Origin of the sequence: Flavobacterium sp. XS2P24 (genome assembly GCF_030010285.1) — a bacterium.
Lineage (GTDB): Bacteria > Bacteroidota > Bacteroidia > Flavobacteriales > Flavobacteriaceae > Flavobacterium > Flavobacterium algoritolerans.
Map to the genome: position 1 here is coordinate 255,194 of NZ_JASCRU010000001.1, position 18,414 is coordinate 273,607.

At 36.2% G+C, this 18,414-nt stretch carries 12 protein-coding genes and 1 tRNA gene; 7 read left to right on the forward strand and 6 right to left on the reverse strand.

What is annotated here, in order from left to right; translation table 11 throughout:
• Positions 1-105 precede the first annotated feature (105 nt).
• The 4 genes from QLS31_RS01150 to rseP all read right to left on the reverse strand — a co-directional run bounded on the left by QLS31_RS01150 (position 106) and on the right by rseP (position 3,310).
• Positions 106-1,197 carry an ImmA/IrrE family metallo-endopeptidase gene (locus tag QLS31_RS01150; protein ID WP_282741930.1) on the reverse strand — a complete coding sequence of 364 codons (1,092 nt, stop codon included), beginning with the start codon at positions 1,195-1,197 and terminating at the stop codon, positions 106-108.
• A 12-nt stretch (positions 1,198-1,209) separates the two neighbouring features.
• Positions 1,210-1,542, reverse strand: coding sequence for a type II toxin-antitoxin system RelE/ParE family toxin (locus QLS31_RS01155; RefSeq protein ID WP_282741932.1), 333 nt, complete (start codon positions 1,540-1,542; stop codon positions 1,210-1,212).
• Positions 1,543-1,753: 211 nt separating this feature from the next.
• Positions 1,754-1,827, reverse strand: a tRNA-Asn gene (locus QLS31_RS01160).
• A 139-nt stretch (positions 1,828-1,966) separates the two neighbouring features.
• Positions 1,967-3,310: an RIP metalloprotease RseP gene (gene rseP / locus QLS31_RS01165; RefSeq protein ID WP_282741933.1), complete on the reverse strand. Its 1,344-nt coding sequence runs from the start codon at positions 3,308-3,310 to the stop codon at positions 1,967-1,969.
• A gap of 231 nt (positions 3,311-3,541) precedes the next feature.
• Here rseP and QLS31_RS01170 point away from each other — a divergent pair, with 231 nt between their 5' ends.
• The 6 genes from QLS31_RS01170 (at position 3,542) to QLS31_RS01195 (ending at position 12,353) form a co-directional block, all read left to right on the forward strand.
• A complete protein-coding gene (locus QLS31_RS01170) occupies positions 3,542-4,612 on the forward strand; it encodes an NADH:flavin oxidoreductase/NADH oxidase (protein WP_282741935.1) in 1,071 nt (356 codons plus the stop codon).
• 104 nt (positions 4,613-4,716) lie between these two features.
• Positions 4,717-5,757 carry a Gfo/Idh/MocA family oxidoreductase gene (locus QLS31_RS01175; protein WP_282741937.1) on the forward strand — a complete coding sequence of 347 codons (1,041 nt, stop codon included), beginning with the start codon at positions 4,717-4,719 and terminating at the stop codon, positions 5,755-5,757.
• Between the two features lie 181 nt (positions 5,758-5,938).
• Positions 5,939-7,150: an MFS transporter gene (locus tag QLS31_RS01180; RefSeq protein WP_282741939.1), complete on the forward strand. Its 1,212-nt coding sequence runs from the start codon at positions 5,939-5,941 to the stop codon at positions 7,148-7,150.
• Between the two features lie 483 nt (positions 7,151-7,633).
• Entirely contained in the window at positions 7,634-10,471 is a 2,838-nt protein-coding gene (locus tag QLS31_RS01185; RefSeq protein ID WP_282741941.1) for a carboxypeptidase-like regulatory domain-containing protein, read from the forward strand.
• A 10-nt stretch (positions 10,472-10,481) separates the two neighbouring features.
• Complete coding sequence (locus tag QLS31_RS01190; RefSeq protein WP_282741943.1) at positions 10,482-11,831, forward strand: DUF5689 domain-containing protein; 1,350 nt, start codon at positions 10,482-10,484, stop codon at positions 11,829-11,831.
• 60 nt (positions 11,832-11,891) lie between these two features.
• The gene (locus tag QLS31_RS01195; RefSeq protein WP_282741945.1) at positions 11,892-12,353 is read left to right on the forward strand and encodes an FKBP-type peptidyl-prolyl cis-trans isomerase; all 462 of its coding nucleotides are present in this window, start codon (positions 11,892-11,894) and stop codon (positions 12,351-12,353) included.
• Between the two features lie 58 nt (positions 12,354-12,411).
• Here the strand turns inward: QLS31_RS01195 and QLS31_RS01200 are convergent, their stop codons facing one another.
• Together QLS31_RS01200 and QLS31_RS01205 are read right to left on the reverse strand one after the other, a co-directional pair.
• Positions 12,412-14,529, reverse strand: coding sequence for a glycoside hydrolase family 97 protein (locus tag QLS31_RS01200; RefSeq protein ID WP_282741947.1), 2,118 nt, complete (start codon positions 14,527-14,529; stop codon positions 12,412-12,414).
• A 314-nt stretch (positions 14,530-14,843) separates the two neighbouring features.
• On the reverse strand, positions 14,844-16,490 hold the full coding sequence (locus tag QLS31_RS01205) for a DUF6377 domain-containing protein (RefSeq protein ID WP_282741950.1): 1,647 nt from the start codon (positions 16,488-16,490) through the stop codon (positions 14,844-14,846).
• Positions 16,491-16,803: 313 nt separating this feature from the next.
• Between QLS31_RS01205 and hflX the strand changes: the two genes are divergently transcribed.
• Positions 16,804-18,054, forward strand: coding sequence for a GTPase HflX (gene hflX / locus QLS31_RS01210; RefSeq protein WP_282741952.1), 1,251 nt, complete (start codon positions 16,804-16,806; stop codon positions 18,052-18,054).
• The last annotated feature ends 360 nt before the right edge of the window (positions 18,055-18,414 follow it).

The following is an 18,414-nucleotide window of genomic DNA, read 5'->3' on the forward strand; positions in this document are numbered from 1 at the left end:
TCTAGGGATGTGAATTTTGACAGTCCTGATTTTATTTATGGTAAAAATAGGTGAAGAAATAAACAATGAAGTATATAGGAATCTATGAATACATTTTACTTTGTATTAAGAACAAAAATCAATAGGATTAAACAAGTTATTACCTAGACCAAAAGGGACTAATTTTAAATATTGCAATCTTCCTATAATAATTGCAGGATGCGTTTTGAATTTTTTAGCATATTCAACAACATCATTTTCTGTTAAAATAGCGTTATTGGTTATTTCATTTTCTTGCTCTTTATTCAATAGTAAATCTGCCGAAAATATATCTGCTTCATTTTCATAAATTTGGTTTTCTCCATCATATTCAATATTTTCAATTGAAATATATTTTTTACCGTGAAGCAAAATATGCCCAATTTCATGAAAAAAGGTAAACCAAAAGATATCATTTCTTCTGTAACGACCACTTAGTTGTACTAAAGGAACATCATTTAACCATCTTGTAGAACCATGAATTGGTGCTTTTGGCAAACAAGGTGTGTGAACCACTTTTACACCAGCATAGCTACACAATACTTGTATCTGACTAAAAAAATCAGTTGGTTGCGATGCCATAATTGCTTTTAATTTTGGCAAAATTTTAGTTAATTTTTTTTTGTCAAATTCTGGAATAGTAAAAGCATCCGCTTGAATTTCTCCTTGTCTTAACCAAGCTGCAATAGCTCCAGCGTTTTCATTTTCTTTTAATGAGATTCTAAAATTGACTAATAATTTTTGATTATGATAAAAATCATAATATCCTTTAGTATTAGAAACTTCAAAATATTCAAATAAATTAATAACCTTTTCTTCTTTTTTTGTGGTTGGTTCAACCCACCCCAATGAAGCCATTTTAGCATAAGGAAAAGTTTTTGACCATTCTATACCTTCTTCTATTGTTTTTTGATATTCAATTCGTGCTAAATATTCATCATAAGTTCTTTGTCTGTTAATCCAAAAATGAGAAGGAATTTTTAATACTTGTTCAAATAAAATTCCCATTTCAGGCGTAATGCTACTTTTTCCATTCAAAACATCTGAAATTGTTTTTTCAGGTTTTCCAGTTCTCACTGCAAATTCTTTTGCTCCCATTTCTTTTTCAGTTAGAATTTCTGATAAAGTTGTTCCAGGATGTGAAACTGTTTGAGGATAATATTGGGTAATTGTTGCCATTTGTTTTTTTTGTTAGTGATAATCTTCAATTTCAATTATTTCAACTCCTTTTACCTCTATCCAGAGATGTTGACCGTCCTCATTGGTAGGGATTGGGTCTTCATGAGGCTCAAAAATTAATCTATAAGGATGGACTAAATTACAAGCCCATTGTCCTTTTCTGTTCCCAACTAATTCATGGTAATTGCCAGGTAAATTTCTAACATCTTCTAAAGTTTGTGCTGCTGTTAAATCATCAAGTCGCTGTTTGAAGAGTCCAGCTTCTCGTTTTCCAAGTTTATTTTCTGCTAATCGGTCGTCATTAGCATACTTTCTTAATTTGTTATCATCAAACGTAATTTTCATGCAAATATATATTTTTTTGTTAACAGAAAGTGTTAATAAAAATTATTTTTTGTTAATGCTTATTTTGTAAATACTTTTAAAAGTAAATTACAAATCTCTTTTATAGGATTAATCTTAAAAACAAATATATGTAAAAATTGTAGAGGAGAAAGTAGAGGTATTTAGTAAAAACAAAAAAGACCTTACATTGCTGTAAAGTCTTTTTAAAAAGCTCCCTCTCTTGGGCTCGAACCAAGGACCCTCTGATTAACAGTCAGATGCTCTAACCAACTGAGCTAAGAAGGAAACTGTATATTTTTATTCTGATAATGAATGAACGTTTTTTTGTTGCTTATTGGTGAAGTGTGTTTCACTTGTAAAGCGGTGCAAAGATAGGGCTTAATTTGATTTTCGCAAGCAAAAATTAAAAAAAAATTAATTTTTTTTACTTCCCTACAATTGACTTGTAAATGTCGTTTCCGTTAGCGAATAACAACAGTGTTATAAGTAATACGAAACCAACCATTTGCGCATTCTCTAAGAATTTATCACTTGGTTTTTTACCGCTGATGATTTCATATAATAAAAACATTACATGCCCACCATCAAGTGCCGGAATAGGTAATAAGTTCATTACACCAAGCATAATGGATAATAAAGCGGTGATGTTCCAGAAAACTTCCCAGCTCCAAGTATTAGGAAAAATATCAAATATCGCTTTAAAACCACCTACTTGTTTGTAAGCACCCGTACTTGGACTGAAAATCATTTTCAATTGTTTTCCATATCCTACTAATTGATCTTTTCCTTTAGTAATACCAACCGGAATAGATTCCATGAAACTAAATTCCTGTTTGCTGATTTTATAGTATCCCAGTTTCTCTAATGATTCCATTCCTAAGCTTCCGATGCCAATTCCTAATGTTGCATCTTTAGAAACAATAAGTTGCAACGGAACTTGTTTTTCATCTCTTAAAACAACAGCCGAAATAGTTTTGTTTTTATTCTTTTCCAAAACCGAAGTTACCTGATCATAATATTTGGTCGATTGTCCATTTAAAGACAAAATAATATCTTTTGGTTGTAAATTAGTATTCAATGAACCTTCAGAAATTGAAGTTATGGCAAATGGTTTTCTAATCGAAACTAAAGTACCTTTTTCTAACTTAGACAATTGATCCACAAAATCAACCGGTATTTTTATAGTTTGTTCTATTCCGTTTCTTTCAATCAAGACTTGTTTAGCCATGATGATTTTGATATTCATCTCATTGTCATACTTGATGATTTTTTCACCATCAATAGCAATAATTCTATCTCCAGTTTGAAAACCTACTTTATTCATCGCTGGATTCTCAATCAAAAGTCCGTCTTTCAAATCTTCATTAGCAATATAAGTATCGCCATAAGCAAATGCCATTCCTATATATATAATGAAAGCCAAAATAAAATTGACGGTAACACCACCCAACATAATAATCAAACGTTGCCAAGCCGGTTTAGAACGAAATTCCCATGGTTGCGGAGGCAAAGCCATTTGTTCCTTGTCCATACTCTCGTCAATCATTCCGGAAATTTTTACATAACCGCCCAAAGGCAACCAACCGATACCGTATTCAGTTTCGCCAATTTTCTTTTTTATAAGGGAATATTTAACGTCAAAAAACAAGTAGAATTTTTCGACTCTGGTTTTAAACAGTTTAGCAGGAATAAAATGTCCTAATTCGTGAAGTATAATAAGTAATGATAAGCTCAATAAAAATTGAGAAAGCTTGATAACTATGTCCATTTATTTGTCATTGCGAGGAACGAAGCAATCTAATCCTCTTATTAATTTAATTTTTAACTCACAAAAGTAAGGTTTTCTATTTGTTTATTTTACAATAATTGTTCCATACCATTTTAAATGTTTGTTAATTAATAGAAATTCAATTCCTAGTTTCGTCGTTGTCCCTTAACTTTACTTTTCCAAAAAGGAAATTTCCTTTATCTTCACTTAAATTATATTAAAATAAAAGGTATGTCATCTCAATTGTTTTCATCACTCCAAATAAAGAGCATTACGCTCAAAAATAGAATTACAATTTCTCCCATGTGTCAATATTCTGCTCAAGATGGCTTTGCCAATGATTGGCATCTTGTACATCTGGGAAGTCGTGCTACCGGTGGAGCAGGATTAATTATTCAGGAAGCGACTGCAGTTTCTCCCGAAGGTCGAATTTCTCCCGGAGATTTAGGACTTTGGAAAGACGAACAAATCGAAAAAATGCAGCAGATTAATCAATTTATTATCAGTCAGAAATCCGTTCCAGGAATCCAATTGGCGCATGCCGGAAGAAAAGCAAGCGCTGCGGCTCCTTGGGAAGGCGGAAGAAAACTAGACGATTCACAAGGTGGTTGGAATACTGTTGCGCCAAGTGCTGTAGCGTACCATGACAACGAAAAAACACCTATAGCATTAAATAAAACGGGAATTGAAAAAGTAATTTCCGACTTTAAATCATCTACTAAAAGAGCGGTTCAAGCTGGTTTTCAAGTGCTGGAAATTCATGCAGCTCACGGCTATTTGTTGCATCAGTTTCTTTCGCCTTTGTCCAATTTTAGAACGGATACTTACGGTGGAAGTTTTGAAAACCGAATCCGTTTGACACTCGAAGTTGTGGATGCAGTTCAATCGGAATGGCCGGAGAACTTACCTTTATTTGTTAGAATTTCGGCAACAGACTGGGCAGAAGGCGGATGGAATGCTGAAGAATCAGTGCAACTTTCGAAAATATTAAAAGAAAAAGGAGTGGATTTGATCGATGTTTCTTCGGGAGGATTAGTGTCGCACCAACAAATTCCGTTGGGCCCAAACTACCAAGTTCCTTTTGCCGAAAGTATAAAAAAAGAAACTGGAATCCTTACAGGCGCAGTTGGTTTAATCACCGAAGCCGCTCAAGCCGAGGAAATTATTGCTTCAGGAAAAGCAGATTTAGTGTTATTTGCTAGAGAATCACTTAGAAATCCAAATTTAGGATTGAAATTTGCCGAGGAACTTCAGGCGGATATTCAATGGCCTAAACAATACGAAAGAGCTAAAATTAAATAACAAAACCCATCTTTTCGATGAACTTATATTCGTTAAGTGATTAAAATTTGAATAATAAGTCTTAAGATTAAAAAGTATAAATTCGTATTTTATAAAATAATACCATGCAAAAAATAAAAACTGCTTTGCTTTCCTACGGAATGTCCGGAAAAGTATTTCATGCTCCTTTTTTAAATTTTCATCCCGGATTTGAACTACTAGGTTCTTGGGAACGAACTAAAAAATTAATTCATCAGGATTATCCTTCGGTGAAAAGTTACGCCACGATTGAAGAGTTATTGCAAGATGATGTCGATTTGGTGGTCGTAAATACGCCCGTAGATACACATTACGAATATGCTAAAAAAGTGCTGTTGGCTGGAAAACATGTTTTGGTCGAAAAAGCATTTACCACAACTGTTGCTCAAGCGCAGGAATTAGCGGCTTTGGCCAAAGAAAAAGGATTGAAACTGTCCGTTTTCCAAAATAGAAGATGGGACAGTGATTTCAAAACGGTACAAAAAATCATTTCAGATAATGTCCTTGGCGAAATTGTGGAAGCCGAATTCCATTTTGATCGTTATAATCCGATTTTAAGTCCAAAACAACACAAAGAAACGGCGAATTCTGGTGCTGGAATTCTGAAGGATTTAGGACCACATTTAATTGATCAGGCATTGTGCTTGTTTGGTTTGCCTCAATCGGTTTTTGCGGATATTCGCATCACACGAGAACATTCTTTGGTAGATGATTACATTGATATTTTATTGTATTATTCCCATTTCCGTGTCCGATTAAAAGCTGGTTTTTTTGTTCGCGAAGCCATTCCGTCTTTTGTGGTTCATGGTAAGAAAGGCTCTTTCCTAAAAGCGCGTGGCGATGTACAAGAAGACGAATTAAAATTAGGAATGAAACCGAACTTGGATACTTGGGGAACGGAATCTTCAGATAAAAAAGGACTTTTACACACAGAAATAAATGGCGAAATAGTAAAAGAATATATCCCAACTCTTCAGGGGAATTATTATGCCTTTTTTGACGGCGTTTACAATTCAATTGCACAAGATGCTATAGAACCGGTAACGGCACAAGATGGCGTTCATGTGATGCAAATTATTGAAGCCGCAATTCAAAGCAGTGCCCAGAAAAAAGGGATTGATTTGTAAAATCAACTATCAATTACCAAGTATAAAAGGAATTCGCGAATTCGCGGCCATCACTTTTTATAGCAGTAATCTGTATTTTTATAAACAATAACGATGTATTTTTTTTCTTATGTGTTGTTTTGACACAACCAATGATTGGATTTTGTAATTTTGATAAATCAAATTTCAAAATCCAATTATCTTGATAGACTTAAATTTTATATCCCGATTTAGAACCAAAGCAAAATTCAAAAAAACATATAAAGACGCTAAGATTTCCTATTTGAAAAGAACGCGTTGGGCAGTTTCTATGTTTTATTTTGCAATGGGTTTGTGTTTTGCCACTTGGGCAAGCCGCATTCCGGATATTAAAACAGCATTACAGTTAAGTGAAGGAGATTTAGGAAGTATTTTATTTGCATTACCATTAGGGCAATTGGTTGCTATGCCTTTTTCCGGTAAATTGGTCACTCGTTTTGGGAGCCACCGTATTCTGATAACATCCTTACTTTTTTATGTTTTATGCTTGACTAATTTGGGCTTGGCTGCTCAGGCTTGGCAACTGTCATTGGGCTTGTTTTTATTTGGGATTTTTGGTAATTTATCGAATATCGCTGTCAATACACAAGGTGTTTATACCGAAGTCCTTTTCAAAAAAACCATCATGTCTTCTTTTCATGGAATGTGGAGTTTTGCCGGATTCACGGGAGCTTTAGTAGGTTTAGGAATGCTGGCTTTGGAACTTAATCCATACCAACATTTTTTAATCGTTGCGGGAATCGTGCTTTTGATGATTGCTTTCAATTATAAATTTTTAATAAAAGCGAAAGAAACCGTCAAAACCGAAAAGAAAAAACTCTTTTCAAAACCGGATAGTGCCTTAATTTGGCTTGGTATCATTGGTTTTTGTTGCATGGCAAGTGAAGGGGTTATGTTTGACTGGAGCGGTGTATATTTCAAAGATGTCATCAAAGCACCCGGACCATTAGTGATTTTGGGATACACTTCCTTTATGATTATGATGGCGGGCGGACGATTTTTAGGAGATGGTCTTATTCATAAATTTGGTCGAAAAACTGTCTTGCAAATCAGCGGAATCATGATTTCGGCAGGACTTTTTACAGCGGTATTTTTCCCGTTCGTCATCCCCGCAACCATTGCATTTATGTTTGTTGGTTTGGGAGTTTCCACGATTGTGCCTACCGTTTACAGCGTTGCCGGAAAAAATCCAAACGTTTCTCCCAGTGTAGCGTTAACGACAGTTTCCAGTGTCAGTTTCTTGGGTTTTCTTATGGGACCGCCTATTATCGGTTACATCGCTGAGTTATCAAGTCTACGATTTTCATTTGCTTTTATTGGTATTTTTGGGATTCTCATCGCAATTATGGTTTCCCGAATCAAAGCAATTGAGTAAATAGAAGTATTAGGAGCACTACATTTTGTTTCCATAACAACACATCCTCCCGCTGTGCGCAGTATCTTTTTTTAAACGCAACCCATTCGCATTCCAAACGATGAATAAATTCCAAGCGTTTATAAAAAAGGATACTTGCTTCCATCGGGGCTAATTACTGCTTTTTTGTTTTTATAAGAAAAATTTTATTTAAAATTCAATTGTATATTATTTTTTTGTATATTTAACATTATAATTCTTTCAATAAGAAATTTCAAATACCACTCTTTATAAGTATACCCATTGGGATTTACGTCCCATATTTCCAAAATCCATTTTTAATTATTTTAAGCTGTTGTCTCATTTTGGATGACGCTTTCTATGCTTTTTGTTCAACCGTTGAAATTTGTTTTTAACGGTTGAACTTCTTGCTAGAAATAATAAAAAGAAATCCTCTCGACCGCAATTTTAGTGACTATATACCATCACCATACATTTGAATATATGAATAAATTTTACATGGGTTTTTTCTTTATCGTTCAAGTAGGATGCGTTATAGCACAAAATAATACGGGATTTTTCGGTAAAGTTATCGAGTCCAAAACGCAAAATCCGTTAGGGTTTGTAGTCGTTAGTGTTCAAAACACTACTTTAATGCAACTCACCAAAGCCGATGGTAATTTCAGTTTTCAAACCGCTCCTTCGGGAAATATATTGCTGCTTATTCATAGTCAAGGATTCAAAGATGCCTTGTATCCTATAGAAATTATCGAAGGAAAAATGCTGGATTTAGGAACCATAACTTTAGAAGAAGATCAATCCACAGAACAACAAAATAGTATCATCACACTTATCGAAAGTGATTTTAGCGATGACAACAGCAGTTCCGAAAGTACTTCCGGATTGTTACAATCGTCCCGAGATGCTTTTTTGCAAGCCGCCGCTTTCAATTGGGGACAAGCCCGTTTTAGAGTTCGCGGATTAGATAGCGAGCATTCCACGATGATGATTAATGGCGTTTCCATGAATAAAATTTATGATGGAAGACCGCAATGGGGCGAGTGGGGCGGATTGAATGATGCGCTTCGCAATCAGGAATTCACACTCGGGACCACTCCTTCGGATTATACCTTTGGTGGTATTTTAGGAACGCAGGAAATCAACACGCGGGCTTCTATTTACAGACCGGGTTCCCGAATTTCATTTTCATCAACCAATACTAATTACAGTTGGCGTACCATGGCAACGCATGCTTCCGGAATGAATTCCCGCGGTTGGGCTTTTGTAGTTTCGGCAGGAAAGCGCTGGGCGCAAGAAGGCTACTTTGAAGGGACAAATTATGATGCGAATTCCTTTTTTATAAGTCTCGAAAAAAAATTAAACGAGAATCATTCGTTGAATCTGACGGCAATGTATACTCCCAATTCCAGAGCCAAAAACTCTCCAAACACTGCCGAAGTTATGCAATTGACCAGTGTGAAATACAATTCGTATTGGGGTTTTCAAGATGGTGAAAAGAGAAATGCCCGCATAAAAACCATTGAAGAGCCCACAATAATGCTAAATCATTATTTTAAAATCAATGATAAAACCAGTCTGAATTCGAGTGTGATGTATCAATTTGGAAAAATTGCCAACAGCAACATCGATTATCAAAATGCCAATAGTCCGGATCCAACGTATTACAGAAAAATGCCCAGTTATTACAGTTCGCTTTATGCGCCGGATAATGGAGAATTTTCTGGTGTATTTACTCCGGATTATGAAAATGCAGCCAAAAGCAAAGCAGAATTTTTAGCGAATCCTCAAATTGATTGGACGGCTTTGTACCAAGCCAATCAAAATCCAGTTTTGGATTCCAACGGTACAATTTCAGGTTATGAACCCACAAAAAGCAAGTACGTTTTGTATGAAGATCAAGTAGAAGACCAAATGGCGGCAGCCACAACAAATTTGAGTGCGCAACTGTCAGAAAATATTTTTTTGAATGCCGGAGCATCATTCAAAAAATTGAAATCACATAATTCTCAAAAGCTTTTGGACTTGCTTGGTGGTTCCTATTTTGAAGATATCGACGCTTTTTACAGCGGAAACCAATCCCAGTCTGATTTGAATAATCCAGACCGCCAAGTAGTTGTTGGGGATACGTATGGATACAATTATAATTATTTAGCCAATACTGTAGAAGCATTTACCCAATTTAAACTCACCTATAACAAAGTAGACTTTTATCTGGCTCAGAATTTTTCAACTGCAAGTTACCAAAGGGAAGGTTTATACAAAAACGGAATCTACGAAACTAATTCCTTCGGGAAAAGTGAGAAAGTAGCGTTTGAAAACTTTGGCTTCAAAGCCGGATTAAATTTGAAAATTTCCGGCAAACAGTTGGTGACTTTCAATGTGGCACATTTGACCAAAGCACCTTCTCTGAGAAATACTTTTGCAAATTCCCGATTGAATAATTCAATTGTTGACGGACTCCAAAGTGAGAACATCAGCAGTTTGGATGCCAGTTATGTCTATCGCTCTCCAAAACTAAAAGCCCGACTGACAGCCTATTATTCTCTAATTAAAAATGCGACTCAAATTTCCTTTTTTTATGCCGAAGGGATTTTTGATGATGGCGCGGGTTATTTAAATACCGATGCTTTTGTGAGTCAGACGTTAACGCAATTGAACAAGAAAAATATGGGTGCAGAATTCAGTTTGGAATACCAAGTAAGCCAAACGTTTAAAACTACTTTTTCAGCGGCTTTTGGGGAATATACGTATGACAGTAATCCACATGTGACGTTGACAAACGATGCCGAAGCGTCATTGGAAAACACCAGTCCGGTTTTTGATTTTGGAACAGCCTCACTCAAAAATTACAAACAAGCAGGAATGCCACAGCGAGCGTATTCCGTGGGAATTGAATATCGAGATCCAAAATATTGGTGGATTAGTGCCAACATGAATTACCTCACCAATAGTTACATTGATATTTCGCCTATTTCCAGAACTGAAATATTTTATAAAAATCCCGCAAGCGGTTTTAATTTTCCGGAGGCAACCGAGGAACGTGCAGCAACACTATTAAAACAAGAAGAATTTGACCCAACGATGTTGCTCAATCTTGTTGGTGGAAAATCATGGCGCATTTATGGAAAGAATGTTGGAATTTTTGCCAGTATCAATAATGTGCTGGATGTTACTTATAAAACAGGCGGTTATGAACAAGCCCGAAATGCTAATTTCAGACAAATCAATCAGGATGTTTCCAGTGGTACGCCTTCTTTTGGACCAAAATATTTCTACGGATACGGAAGAACGTATTTCGTGAATCTTTATATCAATCTTTAAATTAAAGCATATGAAATCAACATTCTGCAAATTATTTTTACTGTTGACAATTACTTTCAGCAGTTGCGTAACGGATGAGGTTGCCGCTCCAAAACTCATTTGTACGCAACCGGATTTAATTACTAATACAACGGTAAGCGAAGTTCACTCGGTTGCAAATGCGATTGTAGCCCAGTATAAATACGATGACATTATCGAGGCGTATGTGGTTTCCAGTGATGAATCGGGGAATTTTTTCAAGTCGATTTCCTTTCAGACTTTGGCAACAGCCACAACACCTGCCATAGGATTTAGTGTTCCCGTGGATGCTACAAATTTGTACATTGATTACAGATTGGGCAATAAAGTATACATAAAGTTGAAAGACCAATACACGGATATTTCGTTTGGAGGGATGCGCATAGGAAGCATTTTTGTGAATTCCTATAATGAAGGCGGAGTAGGACGACTTTCTCAAAATGAGTATAAAAAAGTGCTGAATGCGTCGTGTACGAATGTAAAGGAAGAGGTTTTAGTTCGGTCTCTGACCATGTCAGAATTACTGAATGATTCTAACTTGAATACGTTGGTTGAGTTGTCTGATGTTCAGTTTTCAGCTGCCGCAATAGGACGCCATTATTTTGAAGAAACGAATAATGTTGGCGGTGCGACGAATTGGAGTTTGGTGGATAAACTAGGGAATCAAGTGTATTTTAGAACGAGCAGTTTTTCTGATTTTGCGACTAAATTAGTCCCTAATGGAAGTGGAAAAGTAAGAGGAATTTTGACGAAATATGGAAGTGATTACCAATTATTGCCCCGTTCCGAAAAAGATGTGGTGATGTCCGGAAGCAGAGCAACTCCTTTTTTCTCCCAAGATTTTGAAACGGTTGAAAACAATGTTAAACTAAATCTTCCCGGCTGGGCGAATATGGTCCAAAAAGGAACGCTTTTCTGGAAAGGCACTGTTTATTCCGGAAACGGTTATGCCGAATTTAATATTACAGGAACCAAAGTCGTTTCGAATGTGGCTTGGTTGATTTCGCCAAAAATAGATATGGAGGTTCATACGAAAGAAGTCTTGACTTTTAGAACGGCTCAGCATCACTTAGATGTTGATTCCCAGTTAAATTCTTTGGAAGTTTATGTTTCCAGTAATTTTGACGGGTTGAATATTACTACCGCAACTTGGACTCCGTTAGTTGTTAATTTACCCAAACAAGCTACGCCTTGGTATCAATTTGTAGGAAGTGGCGCAGTAGATTTATCTTCGTATAAAGGTAAAATCAACATTGCTTTTAAATATACGGGTTCCGGTAAAAATCTGGCTTTGGATGGTGCTTTTCAAGTAGATGATGTTCAGGTTTTTGGAGACAAATAATTTTTATTAAAGGCTTTACTTGAATTACTATATTTGCAGCCTTAACATTTAAATTAAATTATGAAATCTACTTTATTAGCCCTAATTTCTTTATTATTTGTTTCTTGTTTATCAGATAACGAATCATCTAAATCTGTTGATTACACCGTTCAAAACGAAAAAGAAATCGTGGATTACATTGCCAAAAATAAATTGACTGCCACAAAAACCGATTCAGGATTGTATTATGTGATTAATGAAGCTGGTGATGGAGAACAACCTACCGCAACCTCTAATGTGACAGTGGCGTACAAAGGGTATTTTACTAATGGAAATGTTTTTGATGAAAGTAATGCTTCAGGAATTTCATTTGGTTTAAACCAAGTGATAAAAGGATGGACGGAAGGAATCCCTTATTTTAAAGAAGGCGGAAGCGGAATCCTTTTGGTACCTTCTCATCTTGGTTATGGGAGTAATGATTACAGTAGTATTCCCGGAGGTTCTGTACTTATTTTTGAGGTAAAACTTATTTCAGTGAATTAGTTTAAGGCTATGATAAAATCAAGAAAGGCTGTCTATTTGGACAGCCTTTCTTAGTTATTTACTTTTTGATTTCAACTATGCTAATGGCATAACCTCCTCCCGGAACACTCAGCTGTGCCAGTTTGGATTTGTTAGTCACTGTCATTTTGCGAATCGTATAGGCTTGCGGATTGGTTTTATAATGCGCATCCTTGGCATCAGCATAAATCGTGGCTATATATTTTTTTCCTTTTTCCAAGAAATCAAATTTGATTGTTGAGGTACGAGAATTGTCTCCGTTTACATTACCGATAAACCAGTTATTCGTCACTTTTGCTTTACGCGCAACGGTAACATATTGACCAGGTTCAGCTTCAAGGTATTTACTGTCAGACCAATCTACTGCTACATCTTTGATGAACTGAAAAGCATCCGGAAAACGGTCATAGTTTTCTGTTAAATCAGCTGCCATTTGTAACGGGCTGTACATCGTTACATACAATGCCAATTGATTTGCAATTGTGCTGTTCACATGAGAATTATTATCAGGATTCAATTTGCTTAAATCCATTTCAAAAATACCCGGCGTGTAATCCATCGGTCCACCTACTAAACGTGTAAAAGGCAATACCGTTACGTGATTTGGTTTAGAACCTCCAAAAGCTTGATATTCTGTTCCTCTTGCTGCTTCGTTACCAATTAAATTCGGATACGTTCTGGAAATTCCTGTTGGACGAACCGCCTCGTGCGCATTCAGCATAATTTTATAATCAGCAGCTTTTTCTAAAGCATATTGATAATGATTGACAATCCATTGGCTGTAGTGGTTTTCGCCTCTTGGCATAATATCTCCTACATAACCACTTTTCACGGCATCATAACCATTGTCTTTCATAAACTGATACGCTTTGTCCATGTGACGTTCGTAGTTACGCACAGAACCCGAAGTTTCATGGTGCATAATCATTTTTACGCCTTTTGATTTAGCATATTCATGCAATCCTTTGACATCAAAATCAGGATAAGGAGTCAGAAAATCAAAAACATAATCTTTGGAGTGACCAAACCAGTCTTCCCAACCTTCATTCCAGCCTTCGACCAAAACGGCATCAAAACCGTGTTTAGCTGCAAAATCAATGTATTTTTTCACATTAGTGTTGTTTGCACCATGTTTTCCATTAGGCTTCGCTTTTGCAAAATCAGTAACGCCAAGTTGTACCGTTGGAAATTCATCCGTGTACGACCATGAGCTTTTTCCAGTAATCATTTCCCACCAAACACCTACATATTTAACCGGTTTTATCCATGAAGTATCTTCAATTTTACACGGATCATTCAAGTTTAAGGTCATTTTTGAAGCCAAAATTTCTCTTGCATCATCACTGACAATTATGGTACGCCAAGGCGAATGATTTGGAGCCTGCATATATCCTTTGTCGCCTTTGGCATCTGGTGTCAACCAAGATTCGAATACCATGGTTGCATCATCCAGATTCAAATGCATGCAGGAATAATTAATTAATGCCGCTTCATGCAAATTGATATACAATCCATCCGCTGTTTTTAGCATTAGCGAAGTCTGAACTCCTGTTGTAGAAAAAGACTTTTGAGAAACATTTGCAGTAGTAGCTTTCTCTGATAACCCTCTAATTTCAGATAATTTTGAGGTAGTATAATCGTATTCTTGGGTATCATAATCACCCGGAATCCAAAACGCAGTATGATCGCCAGTCATTGCAAACTGGGTTCTTTCTTCTTTGATTACAAAATAAGTAAGGTTTTTTTGCGAAGGGAATTCATAGCGAAATCCTAGACCATCGTCAAATAAGCGGAAGCGAATAAGAATTTTTCTATCAGTTTCTTTCTGATTTAAGGTTACTGCGAGTTCGTTATAATGATTGCGAATGGAGGCTACTTCTCCCCAAACTGGTTGCCAGTTTTCATCAAAAGTTGTCGCTTTCGAGTCAACAACCGTAAAGTCATTTAACAGTGATTTTTTGTCATTTTTTAACTCAAGACCCAATTTACTTGGTTTTACAACTGCTTTATTTTTGTAATTTAAACTGTAACTTGGAGTTCCGTCATTTTGTAATGTAAACTCCATTACAAATTTTCCATTTGGTGATTTTAACTGCTGCGATTTTGCAGGGCTAAAAAACGCGAGCCACATTAGGGCTGTGAAAAGAAATTGCTTCATTTTTTAAATAGAATTTGATAAATTAATTTTTCAGGTTTGGTAATAGATTGTGATAAACATGATTTTCACGAAATCGATTTATTGAAAAAACCAAAGTTTTCCAGATTTCGAGGAAGTAAAAGTAAACGCTTTACACACTACATATTTTTATCATTCTAAAAAAGTAGATTGTGTTTCTCTTTTTTACATGCAAGATACTGAATAACTGTGTATTGTGTAAATTTATCGTTTAAAAAAAGTGGTAAATTTATAATAAAAAAGAGGTGTTCGAGATTGTTTTAATCCCGAACACCTCCTTTAAAAACAGAATTTTTCTATTTTAAATTGGTTCCAATCCGCATTACTTTAGCTTCAAAATCTTCTCGTGGACCTGCTGCTTTATTTTTAAGTTGTGAGCGGTAATTGTAAATTGTAGATACCGAATACCGAAGAAAAGTCGAAATTTTTGCGCTGTCCTTGATGCCCAAACGGATGAGTGCAAAGATTCTTAGTTCCGTATTCAGCAGTTCGCCTTCCTTCAATTGTGTTGCTTCGTAATCAAGCAACAAAGCCCTGAATTCCGGTATGAAGTTAGGAAAGAGTTGCAAGAATGTTTTGTCGAAATTAGTATAGAATTCCTTAAGCTCATTTTCGACAAATTGTTTCGATTTTACGGCACTGATGAGGTCGTTCATTTTTCCTGTCGTTGCCATGACGTTCAGTTTTCGGCGGTATTCGTCTAACTTGCCTAAATAATCGGAACACTGATCCATGTAACGACCAATGTATATTTCCTTCAGAAGATTGGCTTCGGTCAGCGTATAATTAGTCTCATTCAATTTTTCATTGAAAGTATTTAATTCTGTATTCAGTTCCGAAAGCTTGCTGTTGGCCAAACTTAAATCCTGCTTTGCTTTAGACAATTTTTTCATTTGCTTAAAAAGTAAAAAAAGCACCGCCAACAAGAACACGGATAATATACTGGCACTTATCAAAAACAGAATTAACTGAAATCGATTGGTTTCATTTTGTTTTTGATACGCCTCGTTGATAATGGGTAGCATCTTCGATATTTCATAGGTTCGTAAGCGTGCATTACAAAAAAGGGCGTCTTCCAGCGAGCGTTTTATGTAGGTATAAGCGCGGTCGATATCACCGCTTTCGTACATTAGAAAAGCCAACGAGCGCAACGAAATATATTCTTTTTTTGCCAATTGTAAATCGGAAATAGCAGAAATGGTCAGCCATTTTTTCTCCTGTTCAAGGTCTTTTTTTTGGCGATATGCTTGCGAAATAATATAGGCAATCACCGCTCGATCATCACTGTTCTGAGCAATATTCGGAAAATAGTTCAGCAACAAAGCCAGTGTTTCATCGTGTTTTCCGGCATCAAGAAGCGTGCTGGACTTCGCCATAATATAAGCACTTGATTGCGGTTTGTAGCAATTTAAGGAGGAATCACGGTACTTTTTGGTCAGTACAATATACTTTTCTTTTTCCTGAAGCGAAGCTGCATAATCTGACATATACCCATAAACGACACTGTTTACCGTAAAATAATAACCTTTTAGTTCGGGCGAAGTAGTGATGTTTATTTGATTAAGAATATCGGTTGCTTCCTTGTACATCCCTAATGTTCCCATGATGGAAGCTAGATTTAATCGGGCGTGATTTAGCTTTTGAATGTCATTTAGTTTTTCGGCGATTTGAAAACTCTTTCGAGCGTAAATCAATGCTGAATCCGACTGGTACGATTTATATTCCGCATACAACTTTCCATAGATGTCGTATTTTTGAATATCGGCAGAAGTGTAGGAAAGCTGTTCCTTGAGTTTGTTTATTTCGCCTTCTTTTTTATTGGAATAAACAGCATAATCAGCTACCGCTTGATCCAATTCATCCAATAATTCCTTAGAATTATTTTGGGCAAAAAGAAAAACGGGAAGCAAGAATACAATGAGAAATGGCAAAAAGCGATTCATTCAAATGGGATTATATTGGTGTAAAAATAATTAAAAATCCAGTGGAACTCCTAAAGTCGTTCGTGCAAAAGCAAGAGTTTTCAAAATAACCGCAAATTTGCTGATTTCTGTTGGATAAATTTTTTAGCCATGAATTACCCGAATTTTAACTAATTTTTTTAAAAAGTAAAGATTAACCCGTGGCAAAATTTTTCTTTGGTCTTATTTCCGTCTCGACCCAAAAACTATCATTATTCACGGCTTCTAATTTTTTATAAACCCAGAACTAGATAAGTCCCTGACAAATCATTAAATTTGTAGCTTATTCAAAGACATGTTAGAAAAAGAAGTAATAAATTTCGAAAAAACGACTATTGTTGGTATTGTAACTCAAAACCAAAGTGAAGAGAAACTTAACGAATATCTTGACGAATTGGAGTTTTTGACTTTTACCGCAGGTGGAGAAGTGGTGAAACGTTTTTCGCAAAAAATGGAACGCCCTAATCCCAAGACTTTTGTTGGAACGGGAAAAATTGAAGAGATTCATCTTTTTGTAAAAGAGAATGATATCTCAACTTTGGTATTTGATGATGAATTATCGCCTTCACAGCAAAAAAATATATCTAAAATCATTACGGAATGTAAAATTCTGGACAGAACGCACCTTATCCTGGATATTTTTGCGCAACGCGCCGAAACTTCGTATGCAAGAACGCAAGTAGAATTAGCACAATGCCAATATTTATTACCAAGACTTTCCGGAATGTGGACGCACTTGGAACGTCAAAAAGGGGGAATTGGAATGCGTGGACCTGGGGAAACGGAGATTGAAACTGACAGACGTATTGTTCGTGACCGAATTGCCTTATTGAAGGAAAAAATAAAAACCATCGACAAGCAAATGGGTGTGCAACGCGGTAATCGTGGCGCAATGGTTCGTGTGGCTTTGGTGGGATATACAAATGTGGGGAAATCGACTTTGATGAATGCCGTAGGGAAAAGTGATGTTTTTGTAGAGAACAAACTTTTTGCAACATTGGACACCACCGTTCGAAAAGTAGTGATTAAAAACCTGCCCTTCTTGCTTTCGGATACCGTAGGATTTATCAGGAAATTGCCAACGCAACTGGTTGATTCTTTCAAAAGTACGCTGGATGAGGTTCGCGAAGCCGATTTGTTATTGCACGTAGTCGATATTTCGCATCCTGAATTTGAAGATCATATTGCATCCGTAAACCAAACGTTATTGGACATCAAGGCTAATGACAAACCCGTTATTATGGTTTTCAATAAAATCGATGCTTACAAGCATTTGACTATTGATGAAGATGATTTAATGACCGAAAAAACGCCAAGACATTACACGCTGGAAGAATGGAAATCGACTTGGATGAGCCGAGTAGGAGAGCAAAATGCCTTGTTTATTTCGGCTACCAACAAAGAAAATTTCGAGGAATTCAGAGAACGCGTTTACGAAGCCGTACGACACATTCACATCACCCGTTTTCCGTACAATAAGTTTTTATATCCGGATTATAAAGACGCAGTGGAGAAAGAAGACAAAGACGACGAAGAAACTGAATAATTCTCTCTAAAACATAAAATACACAATCCCTTTTGACATTCTCAAGAGGGATTTTTTTTGGGCATGTCCCAGCTTCCTCTGCGTTACAGCTGCGTCAGGCTATGCGTTACAATCTTTTATGTAGTCCCGTCCCGAAGCTTCGGGATCGGGACTACATAAAAGGATTTTCACTGCTATCCTTCATGCGGGCTCTGGTGGTATTAATTCCTTTTCTGTTATTCATTGTCACTTTGTAAGAAAAATTAAATATATTTGAAAATAAATAAAGTCTGACCTTTGTCATACCTATCTACCTAAAATTGGGTGGCTTTGTATGATTTTGTCATACATACATACAAGTTATGCATCATTTTAAAACAA

Coding starts and splice junctions, on each gene's coding strand:
- QLS31_RS01195 (WP_282741945.1), top strand. CDS start 11,892: ATGAAATCTACTTTATTAGCCCTAATTTCTTTATTATTTGTTTCTTGT.
- QLS31_RS01200 (WP_282741947.1), bottom strand. CDS start 14,529: ATGAAGCAATTTCTTTTCACAGCCCTAATGTGGCTCGCGTTTTTTAGC.
- QLS31_RS01150 (WP_282741930.1), bottom strand. CDS start 1,197: ATGGCAACAATTACCCAATATTATCCTCAAACAGTTTCACATCCTGGA.
- QLS31_RS01185 (WP_282741941.1), top strand. CDS start 7,634: ATGAATAAATTTTACATGGGTTTTTTCTTTATCGTTCAAGTAGGATGC.
- QLS31_RS01170 (WP_282741935.1), top strand. CDS start 3,542: ATGTCATCTCAATTGTTTTCATCACTCCAAATAAAGAGCATTACGCTC.
- QLS31_RS01175 (WP_282741937.1), top strand. CDS start 4,717: ATGCAAAAAATAAAAACTGCTTTGCTTTCCTACGGAATGTCCGGAAAA.
- rseP (WP_282741933.1), bottom strand. CDS start 3,310: ATGGACATAGTTATCAAGCTTTCTCAATTTTTATTGAGCTTATCATTA.
- QLS31_RS01155 (WP_282741932.1), bottom strand. CDS start 1,542: ATGAAAATTACGTTTGATGATAACAAATTAAGAAAGTATGCTAATGAC.
- QLS31_RS01190 (WP_282741943.1), top strand. CDS start 10,482: ATGAAATCAACATTCTGCAAATTATTTTTACTGTTGACAATTACTTTC.
- QLS31_RS01205 (WP_282741950.1), bottom strand. CDS start 16,490: ATGAATCGCTTTTTGCCATTTCTCATTGTATTCTTGCTTCCCGTTTTT.
- hflX (WP_282741952.1), top strand. CDS start 16,804: ATGTTAGAAAAAGAAGTAATAAATTTCGAAAAAACGACTATTGTTGGT.